The 25,605-nt window shown below is 70.0% G+C and carries 21 protein-coding genes, 1 tRNA gene and 2 riboswitches; of the genes, 9 read left to right on the forward strand and 13 right to left on the reverse strand.

The features are described 5' to 3' along the window. Positions 1 to 31 precede the first annotated feature (31 nt). Positions 32 to 916: a LysR family transcriptional regulator gene (locus tag WS57_RS13655; RefSeq protein WP_009689201.1), complete on the reverse strand. Its 885-nt coding sequence runs from the start codon at positions 914 to 916 to the stop codon at positions 32 to 34. 138 nt (positions 917 to 1,054) lie between these two features. Between WS57_RS13655 and WS57_RS13660 the strand changes: the two genes are divergently transcribed. Then, positions 1,055 to 2,698 (forward strand): MFS transporter, encoded by a 1,644-nt coding sequence (locus tag WS57_RS13660; protein WP_059603675.1) that lies wholly within the window; start codon positions 1,055 to 1,057, stop codon positions 2,696 to 2,698. Between the two features lie 30 nt (positions 2,699 to 2,728). On the opposite strand, the gene WS57_RS13665 is transcribed toward WS57_RS13660, so the two are convergent. After that, positions 2,729 to 3,157, reverse strand: a complete 429-nt coding sequence (locus WS57_RS13665; protein WP_040126406.1) for a pyridoxamine 5'-phosphate oxidase family protein — start codon at positions 3,155 to 3,157, stop codon at positions 2,729 to 2,731. Positions 3,158 to 3,472: 315 nt separating this feature from the next. On the opposite strand from WS57_RS13665, the gene WS57_RS13670 reads away from it, so the two are divergent. The 3 genes from WS57_RS13670 (at position 3,473) to WS57_RS13680 (ending at position 7,079) form a co-directional block, all read left to right on the forward strand. Next, complete coding sequence (locus tag WS57_RS13670) at positions 3,473 to 4,999, forward strand: aldehyde dehydrogenase family protein (RefSeq protein WP_040126407.1); 1,527 nt, start codon at positions 3,473 to 3,475, stop codon at positions 4,997 to 4,999. A 288-nt stretch (positions 5,000 to 5,287) separates the two neighbouring features. Beyond that, positions 5,288 to 5,830 (forward strand): hypothetical protein, encoded by a 543-nt coding sequence (locus tag WS57_RS13675; protein ID WP_009695322.1) that lies wholly within the window; start codon positions 5,288 to 5,290, stop codon positions 5,828 to 5,830. Positions 5,831 to 6,047: 217 nt separating this feature from the next. Then, positions 6,048 to 7,079 carry a helix-turn-helix domain-containing protein gene (locus tag WS57_RS13680; RefSeq protein ID WP_059514747.1) on the forward strand — a complete coding sequence of 344 codons (1,032 nt, stop codon included), beginning with the start codon at positions 6,048 to 6,050 and terminating at the stop codon, positions 7,077 to 7,079. A gap of 70 nt (positions 7,080 to 7,149) precedes the next feature. On the opposite strand, the gene WS57_RS13685 is transcribed toward WS57_RS13680, so the two are convergent. Both WS57_RS13685 and WS57_RS13690 read right to left on the reverse strand, forming a co-directional pair. Further along, on the reverse strand, positions 7,150 to 8,253 hold the full coding sequence (locus WS57_RS13685; protein ID WP_059514749.1) for a hypothetical protein: 1,104 nt from the start codon (positions 8,251 to 8,253) through the stop codon (positions 7,150 to 7,152). Then, on the reverse strand, positions 8,250 to 9,953 hold the full coding sequence (locus WS57_RS13690; RefSeq protein WP_069244414.1) for a thiamine pyrophosphate-binding protein: 1,704 nt from the start codon (positions 9,951 to 9,953) through the stop codon (positions 8,250 to 8,252). The genes WS57_RS13685 and WS57_RS13690 overlap by 4 nt, the downstream gene beginning before the upstream one ends. Before the next feature lie 188 nt (positions 9,954 to 10,141). Between WS57_RS13690 and vapB the strand changes: the two genes are divergently transcribed. Together vapB and WS57_RS13700 are read left to right on the forward strand one after the other, a co-directional pair. Next, positions 10,142 to 10,378 (forward strand): type II toxin-antitoxin system VapB family antitoxin, encoded by a 237-nt coding sequence (vapB, locus tag WS57_RS13695; RefSeq protein ID WP_006408845.1) that lies wholly within the window; start codon positions 10,142 to 10,144, stop codon positions 10,376 to 10,378. Beyond that, entirely contained in the window at positions 10,378 to 10,779 is a 402-nt protein-coding gene (locus tag WS57_RS13700) for a type II toxin-antitoxin system VapC family toxin (RefSeq protein ID WP_059514751.1), read from the forward strand. Before vapB ends, WS57_RS13700 begins: the two co-directional genes overlap by 1 nt. A gap of 111 nt (positions 10,780 to 10,890) precedes the next feature. Here WS57_RS13700 and WS57_RS13705 read toward each other — a convergent pair whose 3' ends face one another. The 8 genes from WS57_RS13705 to WS57_RS13740 form a co-directional block, all read right to left on the reverse strand. Next, positions 10,891 to 12,279 (reverse strand): L-serine ammonia-lyase, encoded by a 1,389-nt coding sequence (locus WS57_RS13705; protein ID WP_040126410.1) that lies wholly within the window; start codon positions 12,277 to 12,279, stop codon positions 10,891 to 10,893. 30 nt (positions 12,280 to 12,309) lie between these two features. Further along, a complete protein-coding gene (locus tag WS57_RS13710) occupies positions 12,310 to 13,452 on the reverse strand; it encodes an alginate lyase family protein (RefSeq protein WP_040128681.1) in 1,143 nt (380 codons plus the stop codon). 144 nt (positions 13,453 to 13,596) lie between these two features. Beyond that, complete coding sequence (gcvP, locus tag WS57_RS13715; protein WP_059603669.1) at positions 13,597 to 16,524, reverse strand: aminomethyl-transferring glycine dehydrogenase; 2,928 nt, start codon at positions 16,522 to 16,524, stop codon at positions 13,597 to 13,599. A 133-nt stretch (positions 16,525 to 16,657) separates the two neighbouring features. Continuing rightward, positions 16,658 to 17,038 carry a glycine cleavage system protein GcvH gene (gcvH, locus tag WS57_RS13720; RefSeq protein WP_009694337.1) on the reverse strand — a complete coding sequence of 127 codons (381 nt, stop codon included), beginning with the start codon at positions 17,036 to 17,038 and terminating at the stop codon, positions 16,658 to 16,660. A gap of 117 nt (positions 17,039 to 17,155) precedes the next feature. After that, the gene (gene gcvT, locus WS57_RS13725) at positions 17,156 to 18,274 is read right to left on the reverse strand and encodes a glycine cleavage system aminomethyltransferase GcvT (protein ID WP_009694338.1); all 1,119 of its coding nucleotides are present in this window, start codon (positions 18,272 to 18,274) and stop codon (positions 17,156 to 17,158) included. Between the two features lie 84 nt (positions 18,275 to 18,358). Further along, positions 18,359 to 18,492, reverse strand: a riboswitch (glycine riboswitch). Positions 18,493 to 18,523: 31 nt separating this feature from the next. Next, a riboswitch (glycine riboswitch) is annotated at positions 18,524 to 18,626 on the reverse strand. A 110-nt stretch (positions 18,627 to 18,736) separates the two neighbouring features. Continuing rightward, the gene (locus tag WS57_RS13730) at positions 18,737 to 19,096 is read right to left on the reverse strand and encodes a hypothetical protein (protein ID WP_040126412.1); all 360 of its coding nucleotides are present in this window, start codon (positions 19,094 to 19,096) and stop codon (positions 18,737 to 18,739) included. A 183-nt stretch (positions 19,097 to 19,279) separates the two neighbouring features. After that, complete coding sequence (locus WS57_RS13735) at positions 19,280 to 20,332, reverse strand: oxidoreductase (protein WP_040126413.1); 1,053 nt, start codon at positions 20,330 to 20,332, stop codon at positions 19,280 to 19,282. Positions 20,333 to 20,565: 233 nt separating this feature from the next. Continuing rightward, on the reverse strand, positions 20,566 to 21,273 hold the full coding sequence (locus tag WS57_RS13740) for an SGNH/GDSL hydrolase family protein (RefSeq protein WP_069244415.1): 708 nt from the start codon (positions 21,271 to 21,273) through the stop codon (positions 20,566 to 20,568). A gap of 291 nt (positions 21,274 to 21,564) precedes the next feature. Here WS57_RS13740 and WS57_RS13745 point away from each other — a divergent pair, with 291 nt between their 5' ends. Further along, positions 21,565 to 23,655, forward strand: a complete 2,091-nt coding sequence (locus tag WS57_RS13745; RefSeq protein WP_009690799.1) for a UvrD-helicase domain-containing protein — start codon at positions 21,565 to 21,567, stop codon at positions 23,653 to 23,655. Positions 23,656 to 23,801: 146 nt separating this feature from the next. On the opposite strand, the gene WS57_RS13750 is transcribed toward WS57_RS13745, so the two are convergent. After that, positions 23,802 to 24,695 carry a c-type cytochrome gene (locus WS57_RS13750; protein WP_040126416.1) on the reverse strand — a complete coding sequence of 298 codons (894 nt, stop codon included), beginning with the start codon at positions 24,693 to 24,695 and terminating at the stop codon, positions 23,802 to 23,804. Between the two features lie 252 nt (positions 24,696 to 24,947). Between WS57_RS13750 and WS57_RS13755 the strand changes: the two genes are divergently transcribed. Continuing rightward, positions 24,948 to 25,023 (forward strand) — tRNA-Arg (locus WS57_RS13755). Positions 25,024 to 25,174: 151 nt separating this feature from the next. Next, a complete protein-coding gene (locus WS57_RS13760; protein ID WP_009693876.1) occupies positions 25,175 to 25,504 on the forward strand; it encodes a helix-turn-helix domain-containing protein in 330 nt (109 codons plus the stop codon). Positions 25,505 to 25,605 lie beyond the last annotated feature (101 nt).

Raw genomic sequence — 25,605 nt, forward strand, 5'->3', positions numbered from 1 at the left:
CTGTCGCGCTCGCTTACGCCGTGCCCGGCCGCTACCGGAACAGCCGCTCGCACAGAAAATCGACGAACACGCGCAGCTTCGGCGACAGTTGCCGGCTCGACGGCCATACGATCGAGAACTGTCCGGGCGCGATCCGGTAATCGTCGAGCACGGTGACGAGCGCATGCTGCTCGAGCGCGTCGCGCGCGAGGAAGTCCGGCATGTAGCCGATGCCGAGCCCCGCGAGCACCGCGCCGCGCAGCGCCTCCATGTTGTTGCAGGTCATCGCGGTGCGCAGCTTCAGCGGCGTGCCGTCGTCGGCGGCGAGCGCCCAGTCCTGCAGCTTGCCGGTGGTCGGGAAGCAGTAGCGCACGCAATCGTGCGCGGCGAGCTCGCGCGGCGTGCGCGGCGTGCCGGCCCGCGCGAGATACGCGGGCGTCGCGCACAGCACGAATCCGAACGGGCCGAGCCGCCGCGACATCAGGCTCGAATCCGACAGCGGTCCGCTGCGGATCACCGCGTCGAAGCCGCCTTCGACGACGTCGACCATCCGGTCGTTGAAATCGAGATCGAGCTCGACATCCGGGTAGCGCGCCCTGAATTCGGGCAGCACCGGCAGCAGGAATCGATAGCCGATCACCGGCAGGCTCACGCGCAGCTTGCCGCGCGGGCGCTGCGCGGACGCGCTCACGGTCGCCTCCGCATCGCGCAAATCCTCGAGGATCCGCTGGCAGCGTTCGTAGAAGTGCCGGCCTTCGTCGGTCAGCGTCACGCGTCGCGTCGTGCGGTTGAACAGGCGCACGCCGAGCGACTGCTCGAGCCGCGCGATCGTCTTGCCGACCGCCGACGCCGAGATGCCGAGTGCGCGGCCGGCCGCGACGAAGCTGAGCGCTTCGGCGGTGCGGACGAATGCGACGATGCCGTTCAGGTTGTCCATCGACAGGGATAGGCCGAGTTCAATTGCGGAATTTTAATCCGCTATATCCGGATTTCGAGCCGGTTTTTCCGCGATTGAATCGGATTTATCTTGTGTCGCTCGTATGGCGCCGAGGCGCCGGCCTGACAAGGAGCGATGATGGATCACCCGTTTTCCGCCGTTGCGGCGCGCCGGCGCCGGTTCGTGCTGGCCGCCGTCTGCCTGGCTGCCGTCGCGCTGCCGCTGTCCTTTTCCGGCGGCGCGGTCGCGACGCCCGCGATCGGCCGCGCGCTGCATGGCGGCCCCGTCGCGATGAACTGGATCACCAATGCGTTCATGCTCGCGTTCGGCAGTTTCCTGATGGCGGCCGGCGCGCTGGCCGACCAGTTCGGCCGCAAGCGCGTGTTCGCGGTCGGTGTCGGCGGCTTCACGCTGATGTCGGTCGCGCTCGCGTTCGCGCCGTCGATGTTCGTGCTCGACCTGCTGCGCGCCGCGCAGGGGCTCGCGGCGGCCGCGGCGCTCGCCGGCGGCACGGCCGCGCTCGCGCAGGAGTTCGACGGTGCGGCGCGCACGCGCGCGTTCAGCCTGCTCGGCACGACGTTCGGCGTCGGGCTCGCGTTCGGGCCCGTGATTGCCGGCTGCCTGATCGAGCACGGCGGCTGGCGCGCGATTTTCATCACCGGCGCGGTCGCGGGCGCGCTGTCGCTCGCGTTCGGGCTGCCGCGCATGCGCGAATCGCGCGACCCGCATGCGACCGGGCTCGACTGGCCCGGCACGGTCGCCTTCACGGCCACGCTGACGCTGTTCACGTTCGGCGTGATCGACGCGCCCGCGCGCGGCTGGACGGATCCGCTCGTGATCGTTCTGCTCGCCGGCGCGGCGCTCGGCGCGCTCGCATTCGTCGCGATCGAGACGCGCGTCGCGCGGCCGATGCTCGACCTGTCGCTGTTCCGCATTGCGCGCTTCGTCGGCGTGCAGGTGCTGCCGGTGTCGACCTGCTGCTGCTACATCGTGCTGCTGGTCGTGCTGCCGCTGCGCTTCATCGGCATCGACGGCTTCAGCGAGATCGACGCGGGCTGGCTGATGCTCGCGATCTCCGCGCCGATGCTGGTCGTGCCGTTCGTGGCGGCGACGCTGACGCGCCGGCTGTCGGCCGGGCTGATCTCGGGGCTCGGGCTGGTCGTCGCGGCGGCCGGGCTCGTCTGGCTCGACGTCGCGCTGCGCGGCGGCGCGGGGCCGGCGGCGATCGCGCCGATGCTCGCGATCGGCGTCGGCGCCGGCTTGCCGTGGGGGCTGATGGACGGATTGTCGGTGAGCGTCGTGCCGAAGTCGCGTGCGGGGATGGCGACGGGGATCTTCAGCACGACCCGCGTCGCGGGCGAGGGGATCGCGCTGGCGATCGTCGGCGCGGTGCTCGCGGCGCTCGCGCACGCGGGGCTGCGGCAGGCGCTCGGCGCAGCCGGCACGACGGACGCGGCCGACGCCACGATACGCGCCGCTGCACGGCTCGCGACCGGCGATCTCGCCGGTGCGGCCGCCGCGCTGCCGGGCGTCGGCCAGGCGGTGCTGCTCGCGAGCTATGCGCACGCGTTCGACCGGCTGCTGATCGGGCTGGCCGTCGTCACGCTGCTGTGCGCGGTAGTCGTGTTCGTGTTCCTCGGCGGACGGCAGCCGGAGGACGGTGGCAGCACAGAGGAGGTCGCCGCCGATGCTTCCGCGGGCACCGCGAGCGAGGCAGAAGTCGACGCCGCTGCCGCACGCGGCCGGCGTGCCGCGGCCTGCGCCGAGGCGGGCGGGCGCTGACGCGCGTCGGCCTGTTTCGGCGCAGGGCGCTCAGGCCAGCACGAGCGGCGGCAGCGCCGCATCGGCGCGCGACTGCGCGCGCTCGACCGCGACGACGACATGGCGTCGCGCGTCGGGCCACCGATGCGCCCATCGTCCGGCATCCTCGTCGATCGTCGCGCGACCCTGCACGAGCCACGTCGTCTGGCGCACGAAATCGACGAACAGCAGCGCGATCGCCGGGTTCACCAGCAGGTTGCCGATCGTGTTGAACAGGTTGTTGCCCGCGAAGTCGGGCAGCACCAGCGTGCGGGCGTCGGCGATTTCGACGAGCGGTTCGAACGAGCCGTCGGCGCGCGGCTGCCGGCCGCGGTACGAGCAGTCGCCGTTGCCGTCCGCGTCGGCGGTCGCGACGATCAGGAACGCCTGTTCGCGAATGAATGCGATCGCGTCGTCGGTGAGGGGGCCGGCTGGACTCATGGTGTCGGGCGGCGCGAAGGCCGCGGCGTGGGGATGCGCTCTGCGTACGCAAGCGACATGCCACGCGCCGCGCCGCACATGCCGCGCGCGTTGCGCGCTGCCGCTGTGAAAAATCCGAACACCGGCCGCGCCGCTGCGCAATCGCGCTGTTCAGAATCGACACAGTCGTGCGCCGCAGGCCGGCGCGTCACCCCGCGCGCGGCGGGCCGGCCGCTCTCGTCGTGCCTCGCAGCCGTTTGGCACGCAGTTTGCGTAAAGGAGGCAGCGCGATCCAACCGGCGCTGTATTCACAAGCACGATGAACAGGAGACATGTATGAACCCGTTTGACCTGAAGCAACTGGGCCTCGACGTCGAATACCCGTATCGTCAGCAGTACGACAACTACATCGGCGGCAAGTGGGTTCCGCCGGTGAAGGGCGAGTATTTCGAGAACGTCTCGCCGATCAACGGCCAGCCGTTCTGCCGCGTGCCGCGCTCGAGCGCCGACGACATCGACGTCGCGCTGGACGCCGCGCATGCCGCGCGCCGCAAATGGGGCAAGACCTCGGTGGCCGAGCGCGCGAACCTGCTGCTCGCGGCCGCCGACCGGATGGAAAAGAACCTGAAGCTGCTGGCGGTCGCCGAGACGATCGACAACGGCAAGCCGCTGCGCGAGACGATGGCGGCCGACCTGCCGCTCGCGGTCGATCACTTCCGCTATTTCGCGGGCTGCATCCGCGCGCAGGAAGGCGGCATTTCCGAGATCGACGACAACACCGTCGCGTATCACTTCCACGAGCCGGCCGGCGTCGTCGGCCAGATCATTCCGTGGAACTTCCCGCTGCTGATGGCCGCGTGGAAGCTCGCGCCGGCGCTCGCGGCCGGCTGCTGCGTCGTGATGAAGCCGGCCGAGCAGACGCCCGCGTCGGTGCTCGTGCTGATGGAACTGATCGGCGACCTGTTCCCGCCGGGCGTGATCAATATCGTGAACGGCTTCGGCAAGGAAGCGGGCGAAGCGCTCGCGACCAGCAAGCGGATCGCGAAGATCGCGTTCACGGGCTCGACGCCGGTCGGCAAGCACATCCTGCACGCGGCGGCCGACAACCTGATCCCGTCGACGGTCGAACTGGGCGGCAAGAGCCCGAACGTGTTCTTCGCCGACGTGCTCGACCAGGACGACGCGTTCCTCGACAAGGCGCTCGAAGGCCTCGCGATGTTCGCGCTGAACCAGGGCGAGGTGTGCACGTGCCCGTCGCGCATCCTGATCCAGGAATCGATCTACGACCGCTTCATCGAGAAGGCCGTCGCGCGCGTCGAGCGCATCAAGGCCGGCCACCCGCTCGACCTGCAGACGATGATCGGCGCGCAGGCGTCGCAGCAGCAGCTCGACAAGATCCTGTCGTACATCGACATCGGCCGCGGCGAAGGCGCGCAATGCCTGACGGGCGGCGAGCGCACGGCGCCGGCCGCCGAGCTGAACACGGGCTACTACGTGAAGCCGACGATGCTGCTCGGCAACAACAAGATGCGCGTGTTCCAGGAAGAGATCTTCGGGCCGGTCGCGTCGGTGATGACGTTCAAGGACGAGCAGGAAGCGATCGAACTCGCGAACGACACGTTTTACGGCCTCGGCGCCGGCGTGTGGACGCGCAACGGCACGCGCGCGTACCGGATGGGCCGCGAGATCGAGGCGGGCCGCGTGTGGACCAACTGCTACCACCTGTACCCCGCGCATGCGGCGTTCGGCGGCTACAAGCAGTCGGGGATCGGACGCGAGACGCACAAGATGGCGCTGTCGAACTACCAGCAGACGAAGTGCCTGCTGGTCAGCTACCAGGCCGAGGCGCTCGGGTTCTTCTGATCGCCGGTGCGGGGGCGAGGCGCCGGCCGGTCGGCACGGATGGGCATGTGCAGGCCGGTTCGGCCGCCGCGTTTCGACGATGGATTTCCGGCTGCGGGCCGGCGCCGGCCGGGTGACGTTCGCGTCGCCTGGCGGGTGTCGGGTTCGCACAGCGGCGCGGCGTTCGACGCGGCGCGGTTCGGCCGTTCGCCGGGCATGCGACGTCGACGCATTGCCGCTGCATTCGCCGGCAACGGTTTCCACTGCGCGGCCCGTTCGTGGCCGCGCATCATTCCTGGCGTCATCGACATGACCGAACCGTCCCGATCCCATTCCCGACATCCCGTATTCCACGCAGGCGAGCTCGATGCGCATCGCCGCTTCGGCGTCGCCGACGAGGCCGAACGGATGAGCGAGGTCGTGACGACGCGGCTGTCGATCGGCGTGCGGCAATTCATCGAGACCCAGCCGTTCATGTTCGTCGGCATGGCCGGCGGCGGGCCGGCGTCCGTGACCTGCGACATCGTGCAGAGCCGGCGCGATGCGGGCGGCGAGCTGCTGCCCGTGGTCCGCGTGATCGACACGAAGACGCTGCGCTTCGCGTTGCCGGCGCACGGCGACCGGATCGAGGCGGCGCGGTGCGACGGCAGCGGCGTCGGACTGCTGTTCGTCGATTTCATGCGTGGCGTGCGCTACCGGATCAACGGCCGCGCGACGCTGCGCACGGATCTGTCCGACGCGGACGCGGCACCCTGGCCGGCCGGCAGCCCGATCGTCGAGCTGGCGGTCGCGCAGGCATACGGCAACTGCGGCACGCGGGTCGTGCGGCTGCGGCCCGCGAACGACCGCTAGGCGGCGGCTTCGGCGATGTGCCGCTCGATGGCGCGCGGCGGTCCATGACGGTTCGGCGGGCGCACCGCCGGCGTGCGCACGGCGCGGCGTCCGGGCACGCCCGCATGGCGCGCGCCGGCCGCAACGCGTTGAATGACGGGCTTGTCGCCGGATCGCGCGCGGTTCGGCACGGGACTTGCATGACCGGCGCGGTGGCGGGCAGCAGAAGGAGGGCAAGATGGATCAACGAGTGGATCGCGACGACGAACCGACGGCGGAGGACACGCGGCGCAGCGCGCTCGGCGACGACGCGCCGGCCGGGCAGGCCGTCGTCAGCGTCGCGCACGACGCCGACGAGCAGGCGCGCAACCTGATCGGCTGGCGCCAGACCTACGACCAGCTCGCGGCGGGCCGCTTCGTCGGCACGCTGACCGAGCTGCCGCTCGACACGATGAAGCTGTTCCGCGAATCGACGAGCCACATGCTGCGCCAGGCGTGCGAGGTGCGCGGCGATGCGTACTGGTTCGGCATCCCGGTCGCGAACGACGGCACGGCGCGGGTCGACGCGTACCGCATCGGGCCCGGCGCGCTCGCGTTCCGGCCCGGCAACGTCGAATTCGAACTGCTGACGCCCGCGCAGTTCTCGATCTACGGCGTCGTCGTGCGCGGCGACGTGTTGCGCCGCTATGCGGAGCAGGTCGAGCGCCGCGCGCTCGACGAGCAGCGCTTCGCGCGGCAGCGCGTGATGCAGGTCGGCGATGCGCGGCTCGCGCGCCTGTGCGCGCTGCTCGGCCGCCGGCTCGACGGCGCGGCGGCCGGCGACGGCCCGCTGCCCGACGCGCAGCGCGACGACCTGCAGGCCGAGGTGCTGGCCGCATTGTTCGACGTATGCGCGCAGCCGGGCGACGACGGCGGCGGCGCCGCGCCTTCGACGCGGCGGTGGATCGTCGAGCAGGCGCGCGACTACGTGCTCGCGCATCGCACGCGCCCGGTCGGCGTGCCCGAACTGTGCGAGCAGCTGCACGTGAGCCGCCGCACGCTGCAGTACTGCTTCCAGGACGTGCTCGGGATGGCGCCCGCGACCTATCTGCGCACGCTGCGGCTGAACGGCGCGCGGCGCGACCTGTGCGGCCGGGCGGCGGGCTCGGTGCAGGATGTCGCGGAGGCGTGGGGCTTCTGGCACCTGAGCCAGTTCGCGACCGACTACCGGCGCCTGTTCGGCAAGCGGCCGTCGGATACGCTGCGCGAGCGCGAGGCGGTGGCGGGGTAGGCGCGAACGCGGCGGCGCCGAAGGAGGGCGGGGCAAGGCGCTCGCCGCTTCGCGGTCGGCGGCCGCTTTCCTATTCGGTCGTGGCGGCCGCAGCAGTTGCGCGCGCCGCCGGCCACGCCAGCGCATCCCAGTCGATCGCGCGATACGCGGCCTCGACGGCCGCGAGATCGTCCGGCCGTTCGCTGCGATGGAGACCGTGCAGTCCGGCCGGCACGTCGAGCGCGACCGGCACGCAATGCGGATAGTCGCGCACGCGCAGCGCGGGCTCGATCGTCGTGAAGCATGCGAGCGTCGGCACGTCGAAGCCGTCGGCGAGATGCAGCGCGGCCGTGTCGGGCGCGAACAGCATGCTGGCGCCCTTGATCCACGCGATGAACCGCGCCGTGTCGCCCACCGCGTCGGCGCTCACGTCGACATACGCGGGATGCGCGACCGGCCCGAAGCCGACCACCGGCAGGCTGTAGCGCTGCGCGAGCCGCGCCACGAGCGGCGCGTGCAGCGCGGGCGGCACGCTGCGCACCGCGGTGCTCGCGTGCGGGCAGAACAGGACGTAGGGCCGGCGCCATGCGGACGGCAGCGCAGGCAGCGCCAGCCGCGCGAGCCAGCGGTTGCGCTTCGCCGATGCGGGCACGGCGGCCGGGTCCACACCGAGCGCGTCGAGGAAGAAGTCGATCATCGGCTGCCGCGCGAATGCGGGCCAGTACAGATGATTGCCGACGTCGATGCACGGCGCCTGCGGCGGCAGCGCATCGGCACGATACGGCAGCGTGCGGGTCGGCGCGACGACGCCGGCGGCCAGCCCATACAGCGCTTCGACATAGCGCGGCGCGCGGGCCGGCCGGTACAGCGTGAAGCGCAGGTGCGGATGCGCGTCGCGCAGCGCCGCGAGCGCCGTCAGTCCGATCACCGAGTCGCCGAGCGTGACGCCCATTCCGTTGATCACGTGCACCTGCGTTTCACGGCCGTAGTCGAGCCGGAACGGCCGGTGCGCGCCATGCAGCAGGCCGAGCGCAGGCGCGGCCGGCACGTGGCCGATGGCGCGCGCGCTGCCGTGCTCGAGATCGTACGGCGCGACGAGCGTGCCGTCGGGCGCGAGCAGCGTGCCGGGCAGCGCGAGCGCGTCGTCGTGCGACAGCGCGACGCCGGGCGGCATCGGGTGCGCGGCCACCGTCATTCGCCGCGCGCGCGGCGGCCTTGTTCGCGGATCTGTTCGAGCGTCGCGGCCGGCGTGCTGGCGTCCTGCGGGATGCGGATCTCGATCAGCGCGGGCAGCCCGCAGGTCAGCGCGCGTTCGAGCGCCGGCGCGAAGTCGGCGGTGCGCTCGACGGTCTCGCCATGTGCGCCGAAGGCGCGCGCATACGCGGCGAAATCGGGATTCGTGAGCCCGGTGCCGTGCACGCGCCCCGGATAGTTGCGCTCCTGATGCATGCGGATCGTGCCGAAATGACCGTTGTTGACGACGATCACGACGATGTTCAGCCCGTACTGCATCGCGGTCGCGAGCTCGTTGCCGGCCATCATGAAGCAGCCGTCGCCCGCGAGCGCGACGACGGCCCGCGAGGGGTACAACGACTTCGCGGCGAGCGCGGCCGGCACGCCGTAGCCCATCGCGCCGCTGGTCGGCGCGAGCTGCGAGCGGAAATGCCGGTACGCGAAGTGGCGATGCAGCCAGATCGCGTAGTTGCCTGCGCCGTTGGTCAGGATCGCGTCGTGCGGCAGCCGCTCGCGCAGTTGCACCATCACCTCGCCGAGCTGGACGTCGCCGGGCATCGGCAGCGGCGCGTGCCATTCGCGGTATGCGCGATGCGCGTCGGCGGCCGTGCCGGCCCCCGCGGGGCGCGCCGGCGGTTCGAGCGCGGCGAGCGGCGCCGCGATCTCGGGCATCCCCGACACGATCGGCAGGTCGGCCGCATACACGCGGCCGAGCTCGTCCGCACCCTGATGCACGTGGATCAGCGTCTGGCGCGTCTTCGGGATGTCGAGCAGCGTATAGCCGCCGGTGGTCGCCTCGCCGAGGCGCGGCCCGATCACGAGCAGCAGGTCGGCGTCGCGGATGCGCTTCGCGAGCGCGGGATTGATGCCGAGCCCGACGTCGCCCGCGTAGTTCGGATGCGCGTTGTCGATCGTGTCCTGGTAGCGGAACGCGCACGCGACCGGCAGTTGCCAGCGCTCGACGAAGGTGCGCAGGTTCGCGCAGGCGTCGGGCGTCCAGCCGCTGCCGCCGACGATCGCGAACGGCCGTTCCGCGCGCACGAGCCGCTCGCGCAGCTCGTCGATCTGCGCGGCCGACGGCGCCGCGGCGATCCGCTTGGCGGCGGGCGCGACGGGCTGCGGCGCGCACGCTTCGGACAGCACGTCCTCGGGCAGCGCGAGCACGACGGGCCCCGGGCGGCCGGCGGTCGCGACGTGGAACGCATGGCTCAGGTATTCGGGGATGCGGCGCGGATCGTCGATCTGCGCGACCCATTTCGCCATCTGGCCGAACATCCGGCGGTAGTCGATTTCCTGGAACGCTTCGCGGTCGAGGTGCTCGCGCGCGCACTGGCCGACGAACAGGATCATCGGCGTCGAGTCCTGGAACGCGGTGTGCACGCCGATCGACGCGTGCGTCGCGCCGGGCCCGCGCGTGACGAACGCGATGCCGGGGCGGCCGGTCAGCTTGCCGACCGCCTCTGCCATGTTCGCGGCGGCCGCCTCGTGGCGGCAGACGACCGTCTGGATGCGCGCGGTGTCGTCCGCCAGCGCGTCGAGTACGGCGAGAAAGCTCTCGCCCGGCACGCAGAACACGCGTTCGACGTGATTGGCGAGCAACGCATCGACGAGCAGTCGCGCGCCGGTGGTGGCGGGCTGCTCGAGATCCTTGGAATGCGACATGGGCTGCCGTCTCCCTGGGTAGCGGGACGTACAGCTTACGCCCGTTGGCCGGCCTCCGGTACGCCGGCCGATGAAAAGTGTCGGAACGCGGGGAGGGCGCGAGCCGGGTTGTGTACACACATGGATTTACATTGGGCGAAAAATGACCTAATGTACATCCATCGTACATCCGTAAGGGGAGACATGACATGCATACCACCCGGGTCTTCCGGAATGGCAACTCGCAGGCGGTGCGGATTCCTGCGGATCTGGCTTATGAGCGCAGCGATATCGAACTCGAAATCGAGCGTGTCGGTGACGAAATTCGCATCCGTCCTGCGCGGCGGCCGCTGACCGGCGTGCTCGGCAAGTTCGCGAAATTCGGGCCGGATTTCATGGCCGAGGGGCGCGGCGATCAGGAACAGGCCGAGCGCGAGGGCTGGTGATGCCGCGCTACATGCTCGACACCAACATGTGCGTCTATCTGATGAAGAACCAGCCGGAGCAGGTCGCGCGGCGTTTCGCGCAGTGCTACACGGGGGACGTCGTCATGTCGGCGATCACCTATGCGGAACTCGAGTACGGCGTGACGGTATGTGCCAATCCGGCCCGCGAACGCCGCAATCTCGCCGCGCTGATCGAGGATATCCCGGTTGCGCCGTTCGACGGAGCGGCTGCGCAGGCATATGGCCCCATTCGCGAGGCGACGCGGGAACGCAAGAAGGATCATCTCGACAAGCTGATCGGCGCGCACGCGGTATCGCTCGACGTCGTGCTGGTGACCAACAACGAGCGTGATTTCGCGAGTTATCCGGGCTTGAGGCTCGAGAACTGGCTGATCGGCTAGCACGCGAACACCGCGGCCAGCCGGTTCGAAGGGCCGCGAGGGCGGACGGCCCGCCGATGGAAAGCGGGCGCGTATCGCGCGGCCGGGTCGAGCGGCGGTGACCGCCGACGCTCAGCACTCGACGATATTCACCGCCAGCCCGCCGCGCGACGTTTCCTTGTACTTCGTCTTCATGTCGGCGCCCGTCTCGCGCATCGTCTTGATCACCGAATCGAGCGACACGTAGTGCGAGCCGTCGCCGCGCAGCGCCATGCGCGCCGCGTTGACGGCCTTCACCGACGCCATCGCGTTGCGCTCGATGCACGGGATCTGCACCATCCCGCCGACCGGGTCGCAGGTGAGGCCGAGGTTGTGCTCCATGCCGATCTCGGCCGCGTTCTCGACCTGGCGCGGCGTGCCGCCGAGCACCGCCGCGAGCGCGCCGGCCGCCATCGAGCAGGCGACGCCCACTTCGCCCTGGCAGCCGACTTCCGCGCCCGAAATGGACGCGTTGAGCTTGTACAGGATGCCGATCGCCGCGGCCGTCAGCAGGAAGTCGATCACGCCCTGTTCGTTCGCGCCGGGCGTGAAGCGCGTGTAGTAGTGCAGCACGGCCGGGATGATGCCGGCCGCGCCGTTGGTCGGCGCGGTGACCACGCGCCCGCCGGCCGCGTTCTCCTCGTTGACCGCGATCGCATACAGGTTGATCCAGTCGACCATCGACAGCGGATCCTGCAGCGCGCGCTCCGGATTGCCGGTCAGCGCGCGATACAGCTGCGGCGCGCGGCGCTTGACCTGGAACGGGCCGGGCAGGTTGCCGTCGGCGTCCGGGTTGCCGATCCCGCAGCCGCGCGACACGCACGACTGCATCACCGCCCAGATCTTCAGCAGCCCGTCGCGCGTCTCCTGCTCGGTGTGCCACGCGCGCTCGTTCTCCCACATCAGCTGCGCGATCGACTTGCCGGTCGACTCGGTCAGCGCAAGCAGCTCCGCACCGGTGCGGAACGGGTGCGTCATCTGCTCGGCCGCGCTCAGCACCTTCGTGTTCGGCGCGCCGGCCGTCACGACGAAGCCGCCGCCGACCGACAGGTACGTGCGTTCGACCAGCACCGCGCCGTTCGCGTCGCTCGCGCGCAGCTTCATGCCGTTCGGATGCTCGGGCAGCGCCTGCCGGTAGAACGCGATGTTGTCCTTCAGCACGAACGGCACCGGGTGCGTGCCGAGCAGCGCGAGCTGCTTCGAGGTACGCACGGCTTCGAGTCGCGCATCGATGGTGTCCGGATCGACGGTGTCGGGCGCGTCGCCGAGCAGGCCGAGCATCACGCCGCGGTCGGTGCCGTGACCCTTGCCGGTCGCGCCGAGCGAGCCGTACAGCTCGACCTTCACCTGCGCGGTCGCGTCGAGCAGCCCGTCGCGCTCGAGGCCCTGGACGAACATCAGCGCCGCGCGCATCGGTCCGACCGTATGCGAGCTGGACGGGCCGATGCCGATCTTGAAGAGGTCAAACACGCTGACTGCCATTTGGATTCCTGCCTTGCTGTAAGAGTAGTGCTAGCGCGCCTGCAATGGCAGGCACGCGGCGAGCCATGCGGGCGGCGTTGGGGAAAGCTGCTGCGCGACGCGGGCGTAGCGCCCGTCGAGCCGCGCGGCCAGATGAAAGAGTTCGGTGGCGTTTTTCGGGTCCCACTGTCCCGTGTAGCCCGGCAGCCCGGCCTCGCGGCGCTGGGCGTCGAACGGCACCGGCGAGTGCACGAATTCCTCGTGCGTCTTCTCGCCGCGCGCGTACGGCACCAGCCAGTCGAGCGCGGCCGCGAGCGTCGCGCCGTTCGCACCGCGCTCGCGCAGCCAGTTGCGGTTGAAGCGGCGCGCGGCGAGCGCGGCCGTCACGAGCGGCTGCAGATCGTAGACGGCATAGTGCAGCGCGTCGCGTTCCTCGAAGTCCCAGGTCGTGCCGTCCGGGCCGATGTTGTCGGCCAGATGCTCGACGAACAGCCGCTGCGCGGCGTTCATCATCTTGCGGTCGCCGAGCGTGAACGCCGACAGCGCGATCAGCTTGATCCGGTGGCTCTGCCAGTTGTTGCGCCAGGTGCCGGTGAGCGGGCGCTTCTGCGCGTCGATCTGCGCGACATAGCCGGCGCCGAGTTTCGCGATGAATGCGGACGCCGCGTTGCGCGTCTTCACCGGCAGCGCGCTCGCCGTCATGTCGTACGCGAGGATCAGGCTTTCGAAGCGCGTCTCGTCGATCGGATTGAAGCTCGGCTGGTAGGTCGCGACCCACGCCGACAGGAAGCGGTCGACGAGCTGCAGGTAGCGCGGCGCGTTGGTCACGCGCCACGCGAGCGCGGCGTCGCGCATCAGCTCCATGTCCTTCAGCGCGTCGGCGCTCTGGTCGTAGATGCCCTGGTGCGGCAGCGTGCCTTCGGTATGCACGCGCGCCATCGCCTTCGGCTGCTCGCCGAGGCGCGCGTCGACGCTGCGGATCAGCGCCTGCACGCCGGGTTCGGCCTGCGTCGTCTCGCTGGCCTGCAGCGCGGGCGCCGCACAGAAATTCATCGCCGCGTGCGCGCTGCCGGCCGCGCCGAAGCCGGCAGCGGCGAACGACAGCGACGCGACGAACGTCGGCACGAAACGGCGTGCGGGCACGCGCCGCCGCGCTGGCCTGTCGACATGGCCCGGAAACATCGGACGCACCATGCGGAACTCCTTCATTGGCTGGATCGCGTGTGATGTTAGCCGGATTGGGGGACGAGCGTGAACGGGATCGGCGTCAAATGCAAAAACCGCACGCAACGCGGGGTTGCGTGCGGTGTCGTGCGCCATCGGACGGCGCCGCGCGCGTTACGCGTAGTCCGACATCGGCACGCAGGCGCAGAACAGGTTGCGGTCGCCATAGGCGTTGTCCGCGCGGCCGACCGGCGGCCAGTACTTGTTCGTGCCGAGCGACGCGACCGGGTACGCGGCCTGCTCGCGCGTGTACGCGTGCGGCCACTCGTTCGCGGTGACGACGGCGGCCGTATGCGGCGCGTGACGCAGCGGATTGTCCTCGCGATCGGCGCGGCCTTCCTCGACCGCACGGATTTCGTCGCGGATCGCGATCATCGCGGCGATGAAGCGGTCGAGTTCTTCCTGCGATTCCGATTCGGTCGGCTCGACCATCAGCGTGCCCGGCACCGGGAAGCTCATCGTCGGCGCGTGGAAGCCGTAGTCCATCAGGCGCTTCGCGACGTCGTCGACGCTGATGCCGCTCGACTCCTTGATCGGCCGCAGGTCGAGAATGCATTCGTGCGCAACCAGCCCGCCCGGGCCCGAATACAGCACCGGATAGTGCGGCGCGAGCCGCTTCGCGATGTAGTTCGCGTTGAGGATCGCGGTTTCGGTCGCGGCGGTCAGGTTCTTCGCGCCCATCATCGCGATGTACATCCACGAGATCGGCAGGATCGACGCCGAGCCGTACGGCGCGGCCGAGACTGCGCCGATGCCGTGCTCCTCGCGCGTGTAGCCCGTCGAACGCTGGTTCGGCAGGAACTTCGCGAGATGCGCGCCGACCGCGACCGGGCCGACGCCCGGGCCGCCGCCGCCGTGCGGGATGCAGAAGGTCTTGTGCAGGTTCAGGTGCGACACGTCGCCGCCGAACTGGCCCGGCGCGGTCAGGCCGACCATCGCGTTCATGTTCGCGCCGTCGACGTACACCTGGCCGCCGTGCGCGTGCACGATCTCGCAGATCTCGCGCACGTTCTGCTCGAACACGCCGTGCGTCGACGGATAGGTGATCATGATCGCCGCGAGGTTCGCCGAATGCTGCTCGGCCTTCGCCTTCAGGTCGGCGATGTCGACGTTGCCCTGCGCGTCGCACGCGACGACCACGACCTTCATGCCGGCCATGTGCGCGGACGCCGGGTTGGTGCCGTGCGCGGACGCCGGGATCAGGCACACGTCGCGGTGGCCTTCGCCGCGCGACGCATGGTACGCATGGATGATCAGCAGGCCCGCGTACTCGCCCTGCGAGCCCGCGTTCGGCTGCAGCGACACGGCCGCGTAGCCGGTGGCCGCGACGAGCATCTGCTCGAGCTGGTCGATCATCTCGCGGTAGCCGACGGTCTGGTCGGCCGGCGCGAACGGGTGAATGCGGCCGAACTCGGGCCACGTGACCGGCAGCATTTCCGACGTCGCATTCAGCTTCATCGTGCACGAGCCGAGCGGGATCATCGAGCGGTCGAGCGCGAGATCCTTGTCCGACAGGCTGCGCAGGTAGCGCAGCATTTCCGTTTCGGAGTGGTGGCGGTTGAACACGTGGTGCGTCAGGTACGCGCTCGTGCGCACGAGGCCCGCCGGCAGCGCGGCGTCGCCGCCGAGGCCCGCGTCCAGCGCGTCGACGGACGGCGCGGTGCCGCCGGCCGCCTGCGCGAAGACCGCGAGCAGCGCGGCGAGATCGTCGCGCGTCGTCGTTTCGTCGACCGACACGCCGACCTGCGTGTCGCTGACGCGGCGCAGGTTGATGCGCTGCGCGGCGGCGAACTGATGGACCTGCGCGGTGCGCGCGCCGGTGTCGATCGTCAGCGTGTCGAAGAAGGTGTCGTTGACGATCGGGAAGCCGAGCTGCTTCACGCCGGCGGCGACCAGCGCCGCGACGCGGTTCACGCGCAGCGCGATCGTCTTCAGGCCGTGCGGGCCGTGGTAGACCGCGTACATGCTTGCCATGATCGCGAGCAGCGCCTGCGCGGTGCAGACGTTCGACGTCGCCTTCTCGCGGCGGATGTGCTGCTCGCGCGTCTGCAGCGCGAGGCGCAGCGCGGGCTTGCCCTGCGCGTCGACGGTCACGCCGACGAGGCGGCCCGGCATCTGGCGCTTGAACTCGTCGCGCACGGCCATGTAGGCGGCGTGCGGGCCGCCGAAGCCCATCGGCACGCCGAAGCGCTGCGTGTTGCCGACCGCGACGTCCGCGCCCCATTCGCCGGGCGGCGTCAGCAGGGTCAGCGCGAGCAGGTCGGCCGCGACGACGACATGGCCGCCGGCCGCGTGGATCGCTTCGGTCAGTGCGCGGTAGTCGCGCACGTCGCCGTTCACGCCCGGGTATTGCAGCAGCACGCCGAACGCGTTCGACTGCGCGGCATCGGCGGCCGGGCCGGTCTTGACCTCGATGCCGACCGGCAGCGCGCGCGTGCGGATCACTTCGAGCGTTTGCGGCAGCACGTCGTCGGCGACGTAGAACACGTTCGACTTCGGCTTGCCGGCGCGCTGCAGCAGCGTCATCGCCTCGGCCGCGGCGGTCGCCTCGTCGAGCAGCGACGCGTTCGAGATCGCGAGGCCCGTGAGGTCGGTCACCATTTGCTGGAAGTTCAGGAGCGCCTCGAGGCGACCCTGGGAAATTTCGGGCTGGTACGGCGTATAGGCCGTGTACCACGCCGGGTTTTCGAGCACGTTGCGCAGGATCACGGCCGGCGTATGCGTGTCGTAATAGCCCTGGCCGATATAGGAGCGGAACACCTGGTTCTTGTCCGCGAGCGCGCGCAGTGCGGCGAGCGCTTCGGCCTCGCTCTTCGGCTGCGCGAACGGGCCGAGCGGCAGCGTTTCGGCGCGGCGGATCGAGGCCGGGATCACGGCGTCGATCAGCGCGGCGCGCGACGCGAAGCCGAGCGTGTCGAGCATGGCCTGCTGGCTGGCGGCGTCGGGGCCGATGTGGCGTTCGGCGAACGCGTCGTGCGTTTCGAGCGCGGCGAGCGAGAGGGGCGTGCGGTTCATCAGGCGGTCCGGGTGTTCGAGCTTCATGGCGTTCCTATGTCGACCCGAGGGCGCGCGTCGGCGCGTTCGGGCCCCATGCTGTGCGGTCGACCGGCGCTGGCGCCAGCGCCGGTCGCGCGCGGGACCGGACGGCCGGCTCCGCGCAGTTCGGGGAATAAAGTCAGTCGATCAGCTTGCCGTAGGCTGCGGCGTCGATCAGCTTGTCGGTCGATGCGCCGTCCGCGAGCTTGATCTTGAACAGCCAGCTCGCGTAGGCGTCGCTGTTGACTGCGTCGGGCGTGTCGACGATGGCTTCGTTGATCGCGACGACTTCGCCGGACACCGGCGAGTAGATGTCGGATGCCGCCTTCACCGACTCGACGACGCCGACCGCGTCGCCCGCCGTCACCTGCTTGCCGACTTCCGGCAGTTCGAGGAAGACGATGTCGCCGAGCGTGCTCTGCGCGTGATCGGTGATGCCGACCGTCAGCGTGCCGTCTGCTTCGGTGCGGATCCACTCGTGTTCGTCGGTGTACTTCAGATCGGCCGGGACGTTGCTCATCGGATGCTCCTGGATAAAAGTGTGTGATTCGTTCTGCTGGCGCGCCGCGCGGACGCGCCGGATGTAAGGTTCGCCGGGCGCCATCTCCCGGCTTGCCGGGAGGCGGCCTCCCGGTCGTTACGCAGCGAGGACCTTGCCGTTGCGCACGAACGGCAGTTTTACCACGCGCGCGGGAAGTTGCTTGTCACGAATCTGCACATGGACCGTGTCGCCGACCTGGACGGCCGCCGGCACGCGCGCAAACGCGATCGATTCCTGCATCGACGGCGAGAACGTGCCGCTCGTGATCTCGCCTTCGCCGTGCGGCGTGACGACCTTCTGGTGCGCGCGCAGCACGCCGCCCGCCTTGCCGTTTTCCTTCTGCAGGATCAGGCCGACGAACGCGGCGCGCGAGCCGTCGCGCTCGAGCGCGGCGCGGCCGACGAAGTCGCGCGGCGCCGACAGGTCGACCGTCCACGCGAGGCCCGCGTCGAGCGGCGAGACGGTGTCGTCCATGTCCTGGCCGTACAGGTTCATGCCGGCCTCGAGGCGCAGCGTGTCGCGCGCGCCGAGCCCGCACGGGCGCACGCCGTTTTGCTGCAGCGCGTTCCACAGCGCCTCGACGTGTACGGCCGGGACGATGATCTCGAAGCCGTCCTCGCCCGTGTAGCCGGTGCGCGCGACGGTGAGGTCGCCGAACGGCGTGCCGGCGACCTGCGCGGCGTTGAACGGCTTCAGCTCGCTCGTCGCGGCGCGCGCGGCCGGAATCGTCGTCCAGGTCTTTTCACGGGCGTTCGGGCCCTGCACGGCGACGATCGCGAAATCGCGGCGCGGCGCGATCGTCACGCCGTAGCCGCCCTGTTCGTTGAGCTGGTTGAACCACGCGATGTCCTTGTCGGCGGTGCCGGCATTGACGACGACGCGGAAGAAGTCTTCGGTGAAGTAATAGACGATCAGGTCGTCGATGACGCCGCCCTGCGGATTGAGCAGGCACGAGTAGAGCGCCTTGCCGGGCGTCTTGAGCTTGCCGACGTTGTTCGCGATCGCGTGCTCGAAGAAGGCGCGCACGCGGCTGCCGGTGAAATCGACGACGCACATGTGCGACACGTCGAACATGCCGGCGTCGGTGCGCACGGCTTCGTGTTCTTCGATCTGCGAGCCGTAGTTGACGGGCATGTCCCAGCCGCCGAAGTCGACCATGCGGGCATTGAGCGCGCGGTGCGCGGCGTTGAGCGGGGTATGTTTCAGTGCAGTCATCGAGGCCTCAGGCAAGGCGCTTGCGCGCGGATCAGAACGGCCATGTGCCGACCGCCGCGGCCGCGAGCCGGCGAGCGATCCTGTACATGCCCCTCTGTCCTCGATACCTGAGAGATTGCGCTGCGGGCAAAGCCCGGCGAACGCGCGCCCCTTCGGTGGGCAGCCTGCCCGCGCCGCATCGGCGCAGCGGGCTACTGCCGCTCTCCAGAGTGCGGGGAGTGCGGCCCGCGCAATGCGCGGACGGCGTTCCCCGACGCGGTCGGTCCTTTTGCCTGAGAGTTTGCGGGTGTGCCCCTTCGGCGGCGCGACCGGCGTTCAACAACGCGGTCACACGCTCTCCCGACGCGTGCGGGCGACTGTACGCGAGCGGCCCGGCCTTGTCAATTTGGGCAAAAGAATGTCGCTTCGCGACAAGCGGCGGCAGGGCGCCGCCGCTTTTTTCGTCGCCGGCGAGCGCCGGCCTTACTCGCCGATCGCGCGCGCGGCCGTGTCGAGTTCCTGGTTCAGCACGCGCTGCTCGTCGCCGGACAGGCCGCCGCCGTGCTGCGCCGACATGTCGTTCGATTCCTGGCGGATCACGTCGAGGCGATGGTGCAGCTGCGCGCCGTACGGCGGCGGGTAGTAGCCGCCGTTGACGCGGGCGTCGATCCGGCGATGCAGGTTGTCGATCCGGCCCTGGATCTGTTGCATCCGCTCGTTCGCGACCACTTGCGGATTCGGCCGCGGCGGCGGCGGCCGGACCGGTTGCTGCGGCTGCACGATACACGCCGCGAGCGAGGAAACCAGGGCGCAGCATGCTGCCGCGCGAATCAACCGTTGCATCACATTCTCCTGACGGTTTGGGTGTCGGATCGACTTTTTGAGAAACGCGTCAGACCGGTCGGCCGCTGACTTTCGTTCCGCGCCATTTGTAACGGAATGTTCGGGATGGGCGCGCCCGCGCCGCCGGACGGGCCGGCGACGGCCTGCGGGATTCGCAGGCGGCCGGCCGCGACCGGCGTTCGCTCAGACCGTGCGGCGCACGAACGGCAGCCGGCGGCCTTCGTGTTCGCTCTGCGCGGCGAGCTCGATGATCGTCATCACGTCGACGGCGTCCTGCGGCGTAATCGGGAACGGCGCGCCGTCGCGGATCGACGCGGCGAGCGCGCGATAGAACTCCGCATACTGGCCGTCGAGCGTCGGCACCGGGCGTTCGAGCTCGACTTCGCCGTCGAGCACGCGCAGCAGGCCGGGCGGGTTGCCGCCGCCGAATTCGACATCGTCCGGCGTCAGGCCGGCCTTCAGCTGGTCTTCCTGCGTGTCGAGCCCGAACTTCTGGTAGCTGCCGCGCGTGCCGTGCAGCGTGAAGCGCGCAGGCTCGATCGCCGACAGCGCGCTCGCGTGCAGCGTGACGTCCTTGTCCGGATAGCCGAGCAGCAGGTGCACGAAGTCGGGCGCCGCACCGTTGTCGCGGCGCGTCTTGACGGTCGCGCTGACGGTGTCGGGCAGGCCGAACAGCGCGAGCGCCTGGTCGATCAGGTGCGGGCCGAGGTCGAGCAGCAGGCCGCCGCCGCGCGCCGGCTCCTCGCGCCAGCGCGTGCGCGGCGTCGGCCGGAAGCGGTCGAAGTGCGAGACGAACGCGGTGAGCCGGCCGAGCTCGCCCGCTTCGACGATGCGGCGCACGGTCAGGAAATCGCCGTCCCAGCGACGATTGTGGAACGGCGCGAACAGGCGGCTGCGCGCATTGGCGAGCCGCGCGAGCGCGAGCGCCTCGTCGGCGGTGAGCGTGACCGGCTTGTCGACGACAACGTGGCGGCCTGCTTCGAGCACCTGGCGCGCGAGCGCGAAGTGCGTGTCGTTCGGTGTGGCGATCACCACGCACTCGATGTCGTCGAGGCCGAGCAGCGTATCGAGATCGGCGACGACGCGCGCGCCGGGATAGGCGGCGCGGGCGCGATCGGGCTGCCCCGTCGCGATCGCGGCGACTTCCGTGCGGCCGCTCGCCGCGATCACCGGCGCGTGGAACGTCGCACCGGCGAAACCAAAACCCATCAGACCAATCCTGAGCAATGACGACATGGCAATCCCTGGCTACGAACGAAACGAAAGGACGGCGCGCCGTAACGGCGCGATGACGACCGGCTATTTTGGCACGGCGGCGCGGTGCGCACCGGCCGGTCTGGCGAAATGCACATGGCGTCGCGGCGCATGCGCGGTCAGCGCCGGCATTTTGCGCGCATCCGGCCGCATCGCGCGCGCCGCCGCCCGGCCCGTCGCGCGACGAACGGCCCGCGCACGCGCGCCACGCCGCGTCATGCGGCGGCCCGCTGCCGCAACGCGGCCGCGACCTGCCCGGCCCAGGCCGCGCATGCCGCCGCGGCGGGATGGAAGCCGTCCGCGGCCATCAAGTGGCGCTCGAGCGGCAGCGTGACCCGCAGGAACGTGCAGTGCGGCTGCGTCGCGACCCAACCCGCGAGGGCCGCGTTGAGGCGCTTCGCGCGCAGGCCGAGATACCACGCGAGCGGCTGCGGCAGCGCCGGAAAGCGCTCCATCGGCGGCACCGCCGACAGCACCGCGTGCCCGACCTGGAAGCGCGCGGCGAGCAGGCCGACGAGCGCGGCCTGCGCCGCCAGCCAGCGGGCCGGCGACACGCCGCCCGTCACGTCGTTGACGCCGAGCGACGTGACCGCCACGTCGAACGGCTCGGCCGGCTCGGCGGCGAGCCAGTCGACGAGATCCTGCGTCGTCAGGCCGGTGCGCGCGAGCAGTTTCCAGCTGACGCGATGGGTGGCCGCCAGCGCGCGCGCCAGTTGCCCGGCCAGCGCGTCGGACTGCGTCGCGACGCCGACGCCCGCGGCCGCCGAATCGCCGAGCACCAGCACGCGCAGCGGCGGGCCGTCGCCGGCTTCCCCGCTGCGCGGGCCGGCCGCCTCGGGCAGCCGCGGCGTGACGCGACGCACGTAGCGCCCCTGCGCGAACAGCAGCGGGCCGAGGGCGGCAGTAGCGAACGGGTATCCCATGGTGTCGATCCGGCGACGGTTGATCCGGGCCCGGCGCACCTGCCGGGCCGACGAGCGCCTATTGTGGCCGATTCGCGCCGACGCGGGGCCGGATTGGCCGTCCGGCCAGGGGTGAGGCGCGGCGCGCACGGGGCCCGATGCGTGCGCCGCGCCGTCCGGCGGCGTTCACGAAACGCGTGCCGCCGACGTGTTAACATGCGCGTCCTGCCCGCGCGTCCGCCTGCTTCGCAGGCCCGCCGCGCACGGCATCCTCCCGGCGTTCCGCCGTCAACCGCAACACCATCCGCCATCATGTCCGCAGGCCTCAATCCCGCTCAGAACGAAGCGGTGCGCTACCTCGACGGTCCCTGCCTCGTGCTCGCCGGCGCGGGCAGCGGCAAGACCCGAGTGATCACGCAGAAGATCGCGCACCTGATCGAAGCGAAAGGCTTCGAGCCCCGCCATATCGCCGCCGTCACGTTCACGAACAAGGCGGCCGCCGAGATGCGCGAGCGCGTGTCGAAGCTGCTCGAGGGCAAGACGCTCACCACGCCCGGCAAGGAAGGCCGCAAGGTGCCCGTCAACCAGCTCACCGTCTGCACGTTCCACTCGCTCGGCGTGCAGATCCTGCGCCAGGAAGCCGAGCACGTCGGCCTGAAGCCGCAGTTCTCGATCATGGATTCGGACGACTGCTTCGGGATGATCCAGGAGCAGATCGGCACCACCGACAAGGGGCTGATCCGCAAGATCCAGAACATCATCTCGCTGTGGAAGAACGGCCTCGTCACGCCCGAGGAGGCGATGACGATCGCCGCGAACGAGGACGAGCACCAGGCCGCGCTCGTGTACCGCAACTACGTCGCGACGCTGCACGCGTACCAGGCCGTCGACTTCGACGACCTGATCCGCCTGCCGACCGAGCTGTTCGCGAAGAACGAGCAGGTGCGCGACCGCTGGCAGAACAAGCTGCGCTACCTGCTGATCGACGAGTATCAGGACACCAACGCGTGCCAGTACGAACTGCTGAAGCTGCTCGCGGGCCCGCGCGCGGCGTTCACGGCGGTCGGCGACGACGATCAGGCGATCTACGGCTGGCGCGGCGCGACGCTGGAAAACCTCGCGCAGCTCGGCAAGGATTTCCCGAAGCTGCACGTGATCAAGCTCGAGCAGAACTACCGCTCGACGGTGCGGATCCTGACCGCGGCGAACAACGTGATCGCGAACAACCCGAAGCTGTTCGAGAAGAAGCTGTGGTCCGAGCACGGGATGGGCGATTCGATCACCGTCACGCCCTGCAACGACGAGGAGCACGAGGCCGAATCGGTCGTGTTCCGCCTGTCCGCGCACAAGTTCGAGCGGCGCGCGCAGTTCCGCGACTACGCGATCCTGTATCGCGGCAACTTCCAGGCGCGGATCTTCGAGCAGGTGCTGCGGCGCGAGCGGATCCCGTACGTGCTGTCGGGCGGCCAGTCGTTCTTCGACAAGGCCGAGATCAAGGATCTGTGCGCGTACCTGCGGCTGATCGCGAACGCCGACGACGATCCCGCGTTCATCCGCGCGGTCACGACGCCGCGCCGCGGGATCGGCAACACGACGCTCGAGGCGCTCGGCTCGTTCGCGGGGCAGGCGAAGGTGTCGCTGTTCGAGGCCGTGTACATGGGCGGCATCGAGGCGCGGCTGTCCGCGCGCCAGATCGAGCCGCTGCGGATGTTCTGCGACTTCATCCAGCGCCTGACCGATCGCGCCGACAAGGAGCCCGCGACCGTCGTGCTCGACGACATGATGGAGGCGATCCACTACGAGGCCTACCTGTACGACGCGTTCGACGAGCGCCAGGCGCAGTCGAAATGGCAGAACGTGCTCGAATTCCTCGAATGGCTGAAGCGCAAGGGCACCAAGCCCGAGGCGGCCGAGGCCGTCGACGGCGAGGCCGAGGGCTTCCACAACGCGGACGGGCTCGGCGATACGGGCAAGAACCTGCTTGGCCTGATCCAGACCGTCGCGCTGATGTCGATGCTCGAAGGCAAGGACGAGGATCCGGACGCGGTGCGGCTGTCGACCGTCCATGCGTCGAAGGGGCTCGAGTATCCGCACGTGTTCCTGGTCGGCGTCGAGGAGGGCATCATGCCGCACCGCGGCGGCAGCGAAGACGACGGCCCGATCGACAGCGAGCGGATCGAGGAGGAGCGCCGGCTGATGTACGTCGCGATCACGCGCGCGCAGCGCAGCCTGCATCTGAACTGGTGCAAGAAGCGCAAGCGGGCGCGCGAGACGGTCGTGTGCGAGCCGTCGCGGTTCATCCCCGAGATGGGCCTCGACGATGCGCCGCCGCCCACGCCGGAAGAGGCGCCGATGTCGCCGAAGGACCGGCTCGCGAGCCTGAAGGCGTTGCTGCAGAAGTGACGCGTTAGCGGTGCCGCCGGGCGGGCATTGAACGGATGCGGCGGCGAGAACCGGCGCGCGATGGCGCGGCCCGGCAAAGCCAAAACGAAACCCCCGCGATGCAGGAGCGTCGCGGGGGTTTTCTACGGGGCGTTGGCCTGCTGCGCTTACTTCGCCGCGTTGACCATGTAGTCGACGGCGGCCTTCACGTCGGCGTCCGACGCGTTCGACCCGCCCTTCGGCGGCATCGCGCCCTTGCCGTGCAGCGCGTAGTTGTAGACCGTGTCCATCGAGTCCTTCAGGCGCGGCGCCCAGTCTTCCTTGCTGCCGAACTTCGGTGCGCCGAGCACGCCGGCGGCGTGGCAGGCCTGGCAGACCTGCGTGTAGAGCGCCTTGCCGGCCGATGCGGCGTCGGCGCTCGTCGGCGCGGCCGCGGGCTGCTCGCCGGCCTTCGGGATCGCGGCGATCGCGGCCTGCGCGGCGGCGATCTGCGCGCTTGCGGCATCGGCCGCGCCCGAGGCGCCTGCCGCGCCGCTTGCGGCCTGCGGCGCGTTGGCGGCCGGTGCCGCCGGCTCGGGGAAGTTCGCGCCGTCGTTGTTCGCCATGTAGACGATCGCGCGGGCGATCTCGTAGTCGCTGACGTCGTCGGGGCTCGTGCCGCCGCGCGGCGGCATCGCGCCCTTGCCGGCGAGGGCCGTCTTCAGCAGTGTGTCGAAGCCTTGCGAGATGCGCGGCGCCCAGTCGTCCTTGTTGCCGAACTTCGGCGCGCCTGCGGCGCCCGTGCCGTGGCACGTCACGCAGACGGCCTTGTACACCTGCTCGCCCGTCTTGTAGGTGCGGGGCGCGTTGGCGTCCTTCACGTCGACCTGCGCGATCGGCGCGATGCGTCTGGCGACCTGCTCGTCGGACAGTGCGTCCGTGCCGGCGCCCGAACGGAACGCGTGGTTCGCGTAGGTGGCGAACAGGACGATGAGGGCGATCGGAATCGCGAACGACGCGATGATGACGGCAATCAGCTGCCTGGGGGTTTTGACGGGAGATTCGTGGGGTGCTTCGCTCATGCTTGCCTCGTCTCCGTGATTAGGAATTGTGAGCGCGGTGCAACGGCAAAATGGCAGTCCAATGAAGCACGGACGATTATAGACGGAACGTTTACATCACGGCGAGCGCCGCGATGGCGCGTGTTTACCCGCACGCAGCCCGGCCCGGCGGGGATTCCACGGGCGAGGTGGACGCGTCATGGGAAACAGGGTATCCTTGCCGTCTTGTCAAATGTGGGTGATCTGTTTATTGGGGTCGCTTCACTGTCACAGGCGCCCGTAGCTCAATGGATAGAGTACTGCCCTCCGAAGGCAGGGGTTGCTGGTTCGATCCCAGCCGGGCGCGCCAAACAGCCTGATCAGGCTTTCAGCGGGTTCTCCGCACCGTCGTTTCCACCGCACTGAAATGCATCGTCGGCCGCATTGCAGCGAGGCGTGAACGCGCGATCGTCCGAGAGTGAAGCAGTTGCGTTGGTCGAACCCAGCACGATGGTGACCGGATGAGCACACCTACCCCGATTCAGTACATCAACGGGCCGGACGGCGAGCCGGCTTTCGTCGTGATTCCGTACGCCGACTACATCGCGCAGCGGGACAACGCGCGCAAGGTAATTCCGCCCGAAGTCGTCACTCGCTCCGTGTTCGACGGCAGTACGCCGGTGCGCGCGTGGCGCGAGTATCTCGGCCTGACGCGCGCTGAAGTCGCGCAGCGGCTCGGCATCAGCCGGGCGGTCTACACGAAGCGGGAGAAGCGTCACAAACTGCGCAAGTCGATGCGCAAGAAGATCGCGGCCGCGCTCGATATCGCGCCGGGGCAGTTGATGTTCTGAGGGCGGGCGGCGCGCGCGCTTGCGGCCCGGCGTCGTCCGACGCGCATCGCCGTTGTATGAACGCGTTGTGCGAGAATCGCCCGCAACGACAACTCAAGCGA

The organism is Burkholderia pseudomultivorans, from assembly GCF_001718415.1.
GTDB lineage: Bacteria > Pseudomonadota > Gammaproteobacteria > Burkholderiales > Burkholderiaceae > Burkholderia > Burkholderia pseudomultivorans_A.

Bases quoted from the DNA above. Each gene is read 5' to 3' on its own strand.
- WS57_RS13740 (WP_069244415.1), bottom strand. From the start codon at position 21,273: ATGGGATACCCGTTCGCTACTGCCGCCCTCGGCCCGCTGCTGTTCGCG.
- WS57_RS13700 (WP_059514751.1), top strand. From the start codon at position 10,378: ATGCCGCGCTACATGCTCGACACCAACATGTGCGTCTATCTGATGAAG.
- WS57_RS13745 (WP_009690799.1), top strand. From the start codon at position 21,565: ATGTCCGCAGGCCTCAATCCCGCTCAGAACGAAGCGGTGCGCTACCTC.
- WS57_RS13675 (WP_009695322.1), top strand. From the start codon at position 5,288: ATGACCGAACCGTCCCGATCCCATTCCCGACATCCCGTATTCCACGCA.
- WS57_RS13685 (WP_059514749.1), bottom strand. From the start codon at position 8,253: ATGACGGTGGCCGCGCACCCGATGCCGCCCGGCGTCGCGCTGTCGCAC.
- WS57_RS13670 (WP_040126407.1), top strand. From the start codon at position 3,473: ATGAACCCGTTTGACCTGAAGCAACTGGGCCTCGACGTCGAATACCCG.
- WS57_RS13730 (WP_040126412.1), bottom strand. From the start codon at position 19,096: ATGCAACGGTTGATTCGCGCGGCAGCATGCTGCGCCCTGGTTTCCTCG.
- gcvH (WP_009694337.1), bottom strand. From the start codon at position 17,038: ATGAGCAACGTCCCGGCCGATCTGAAGTACACCGACGAACACGAGTGG.
- gcvP (WP_059603669.1), bottom strand. From the start codon at position 16,524: ATGAAGCTCGAACACCCGGACCGCCTGATGAACCGCACGCCCCTCTCG.
- WS57_RS13660 (WP_059603675.1), top strand. From the start codon at position 1,055: ATGGATCACCCGTTTTCCGCCGTTGCGGCGCGCCGGCGCCGGTTCGTG.
- WS57_RS13690 (WP_069244414.1), bottom strand. From the start codon at position 9,953: ATGTCGCATTCCAAGGATCTCGAGCAGCCCGCCACCACCGGCGCGCGA.
- WS57_RS13760 (WP_009693876.1), top strand. From the start codon at position 25,175: ATGAGCACACCTACCCCGATTCAGTACATCAACGGGCCGGACGGCGAG.
- WS57_RS13705 (WP_040126410.1), bottom strand. From the start codon at position 12,279: ATGGCAGTCAGCGTGTTTGACCTCTTCAAGATCGGCATCGGCCCGTCC.
- WS57_RS13680 (WP_059514747.1), top strand. From the start codon at position 6,048: ATGGATCAACGAGTGGATCGCGACGACGAACCGACGGCGGAGGACACG.
- vapB (WP_006408845.1), top strand. From the start codon at position 10,142: ATGCATACCACCCGGGTCTTCCGGAATGGCAACTCGCAGGCGGTGCGG.
- WS57_RS13710 (WP_040128681.1), bottom strand. From the start codon at position 13,452: ATGGTGCGTCCGATGTTTCCGGGCCATGTCGACAGGCCAGCGCGGCGG.
- WS57_RS13735 (WP_040126413.1), bottom strand. From the start codon at position 20,332: ATGTCGTCATTGCTCAGGATTGGTCTGATGGGTTTTGGTTTCGCCGGT.
- WS57_RS13750 (WP_040126416.1), bottom strand. From the start codon at position 24,695: ATGAGCGAAGCACCCCACGAATCTCCCGTCAAAACCCCCAGGCAGCTG.
- WS57_RS13655 (WP_009689201.1), bottom strand. From the start codon at position 916: ATGGACAACCTGAACGGCATCGTCGCATTCGTCCGCACCGCCGAAGCG.
- WS57_RS13665 (WP_040126406.1), bottom strand. From the start codon at position 3,157: ATGAGTCCAGCCGGCCCCCTCACCGACGACGCGATCGCATTCATTCGC.
- gcvT (WP_009694338.1), bottom strand. From the start codon at position 18,274: ATGACTGCACTGAAACATACCCCGCTCAACGCCGCGCACCGCGCGCTC.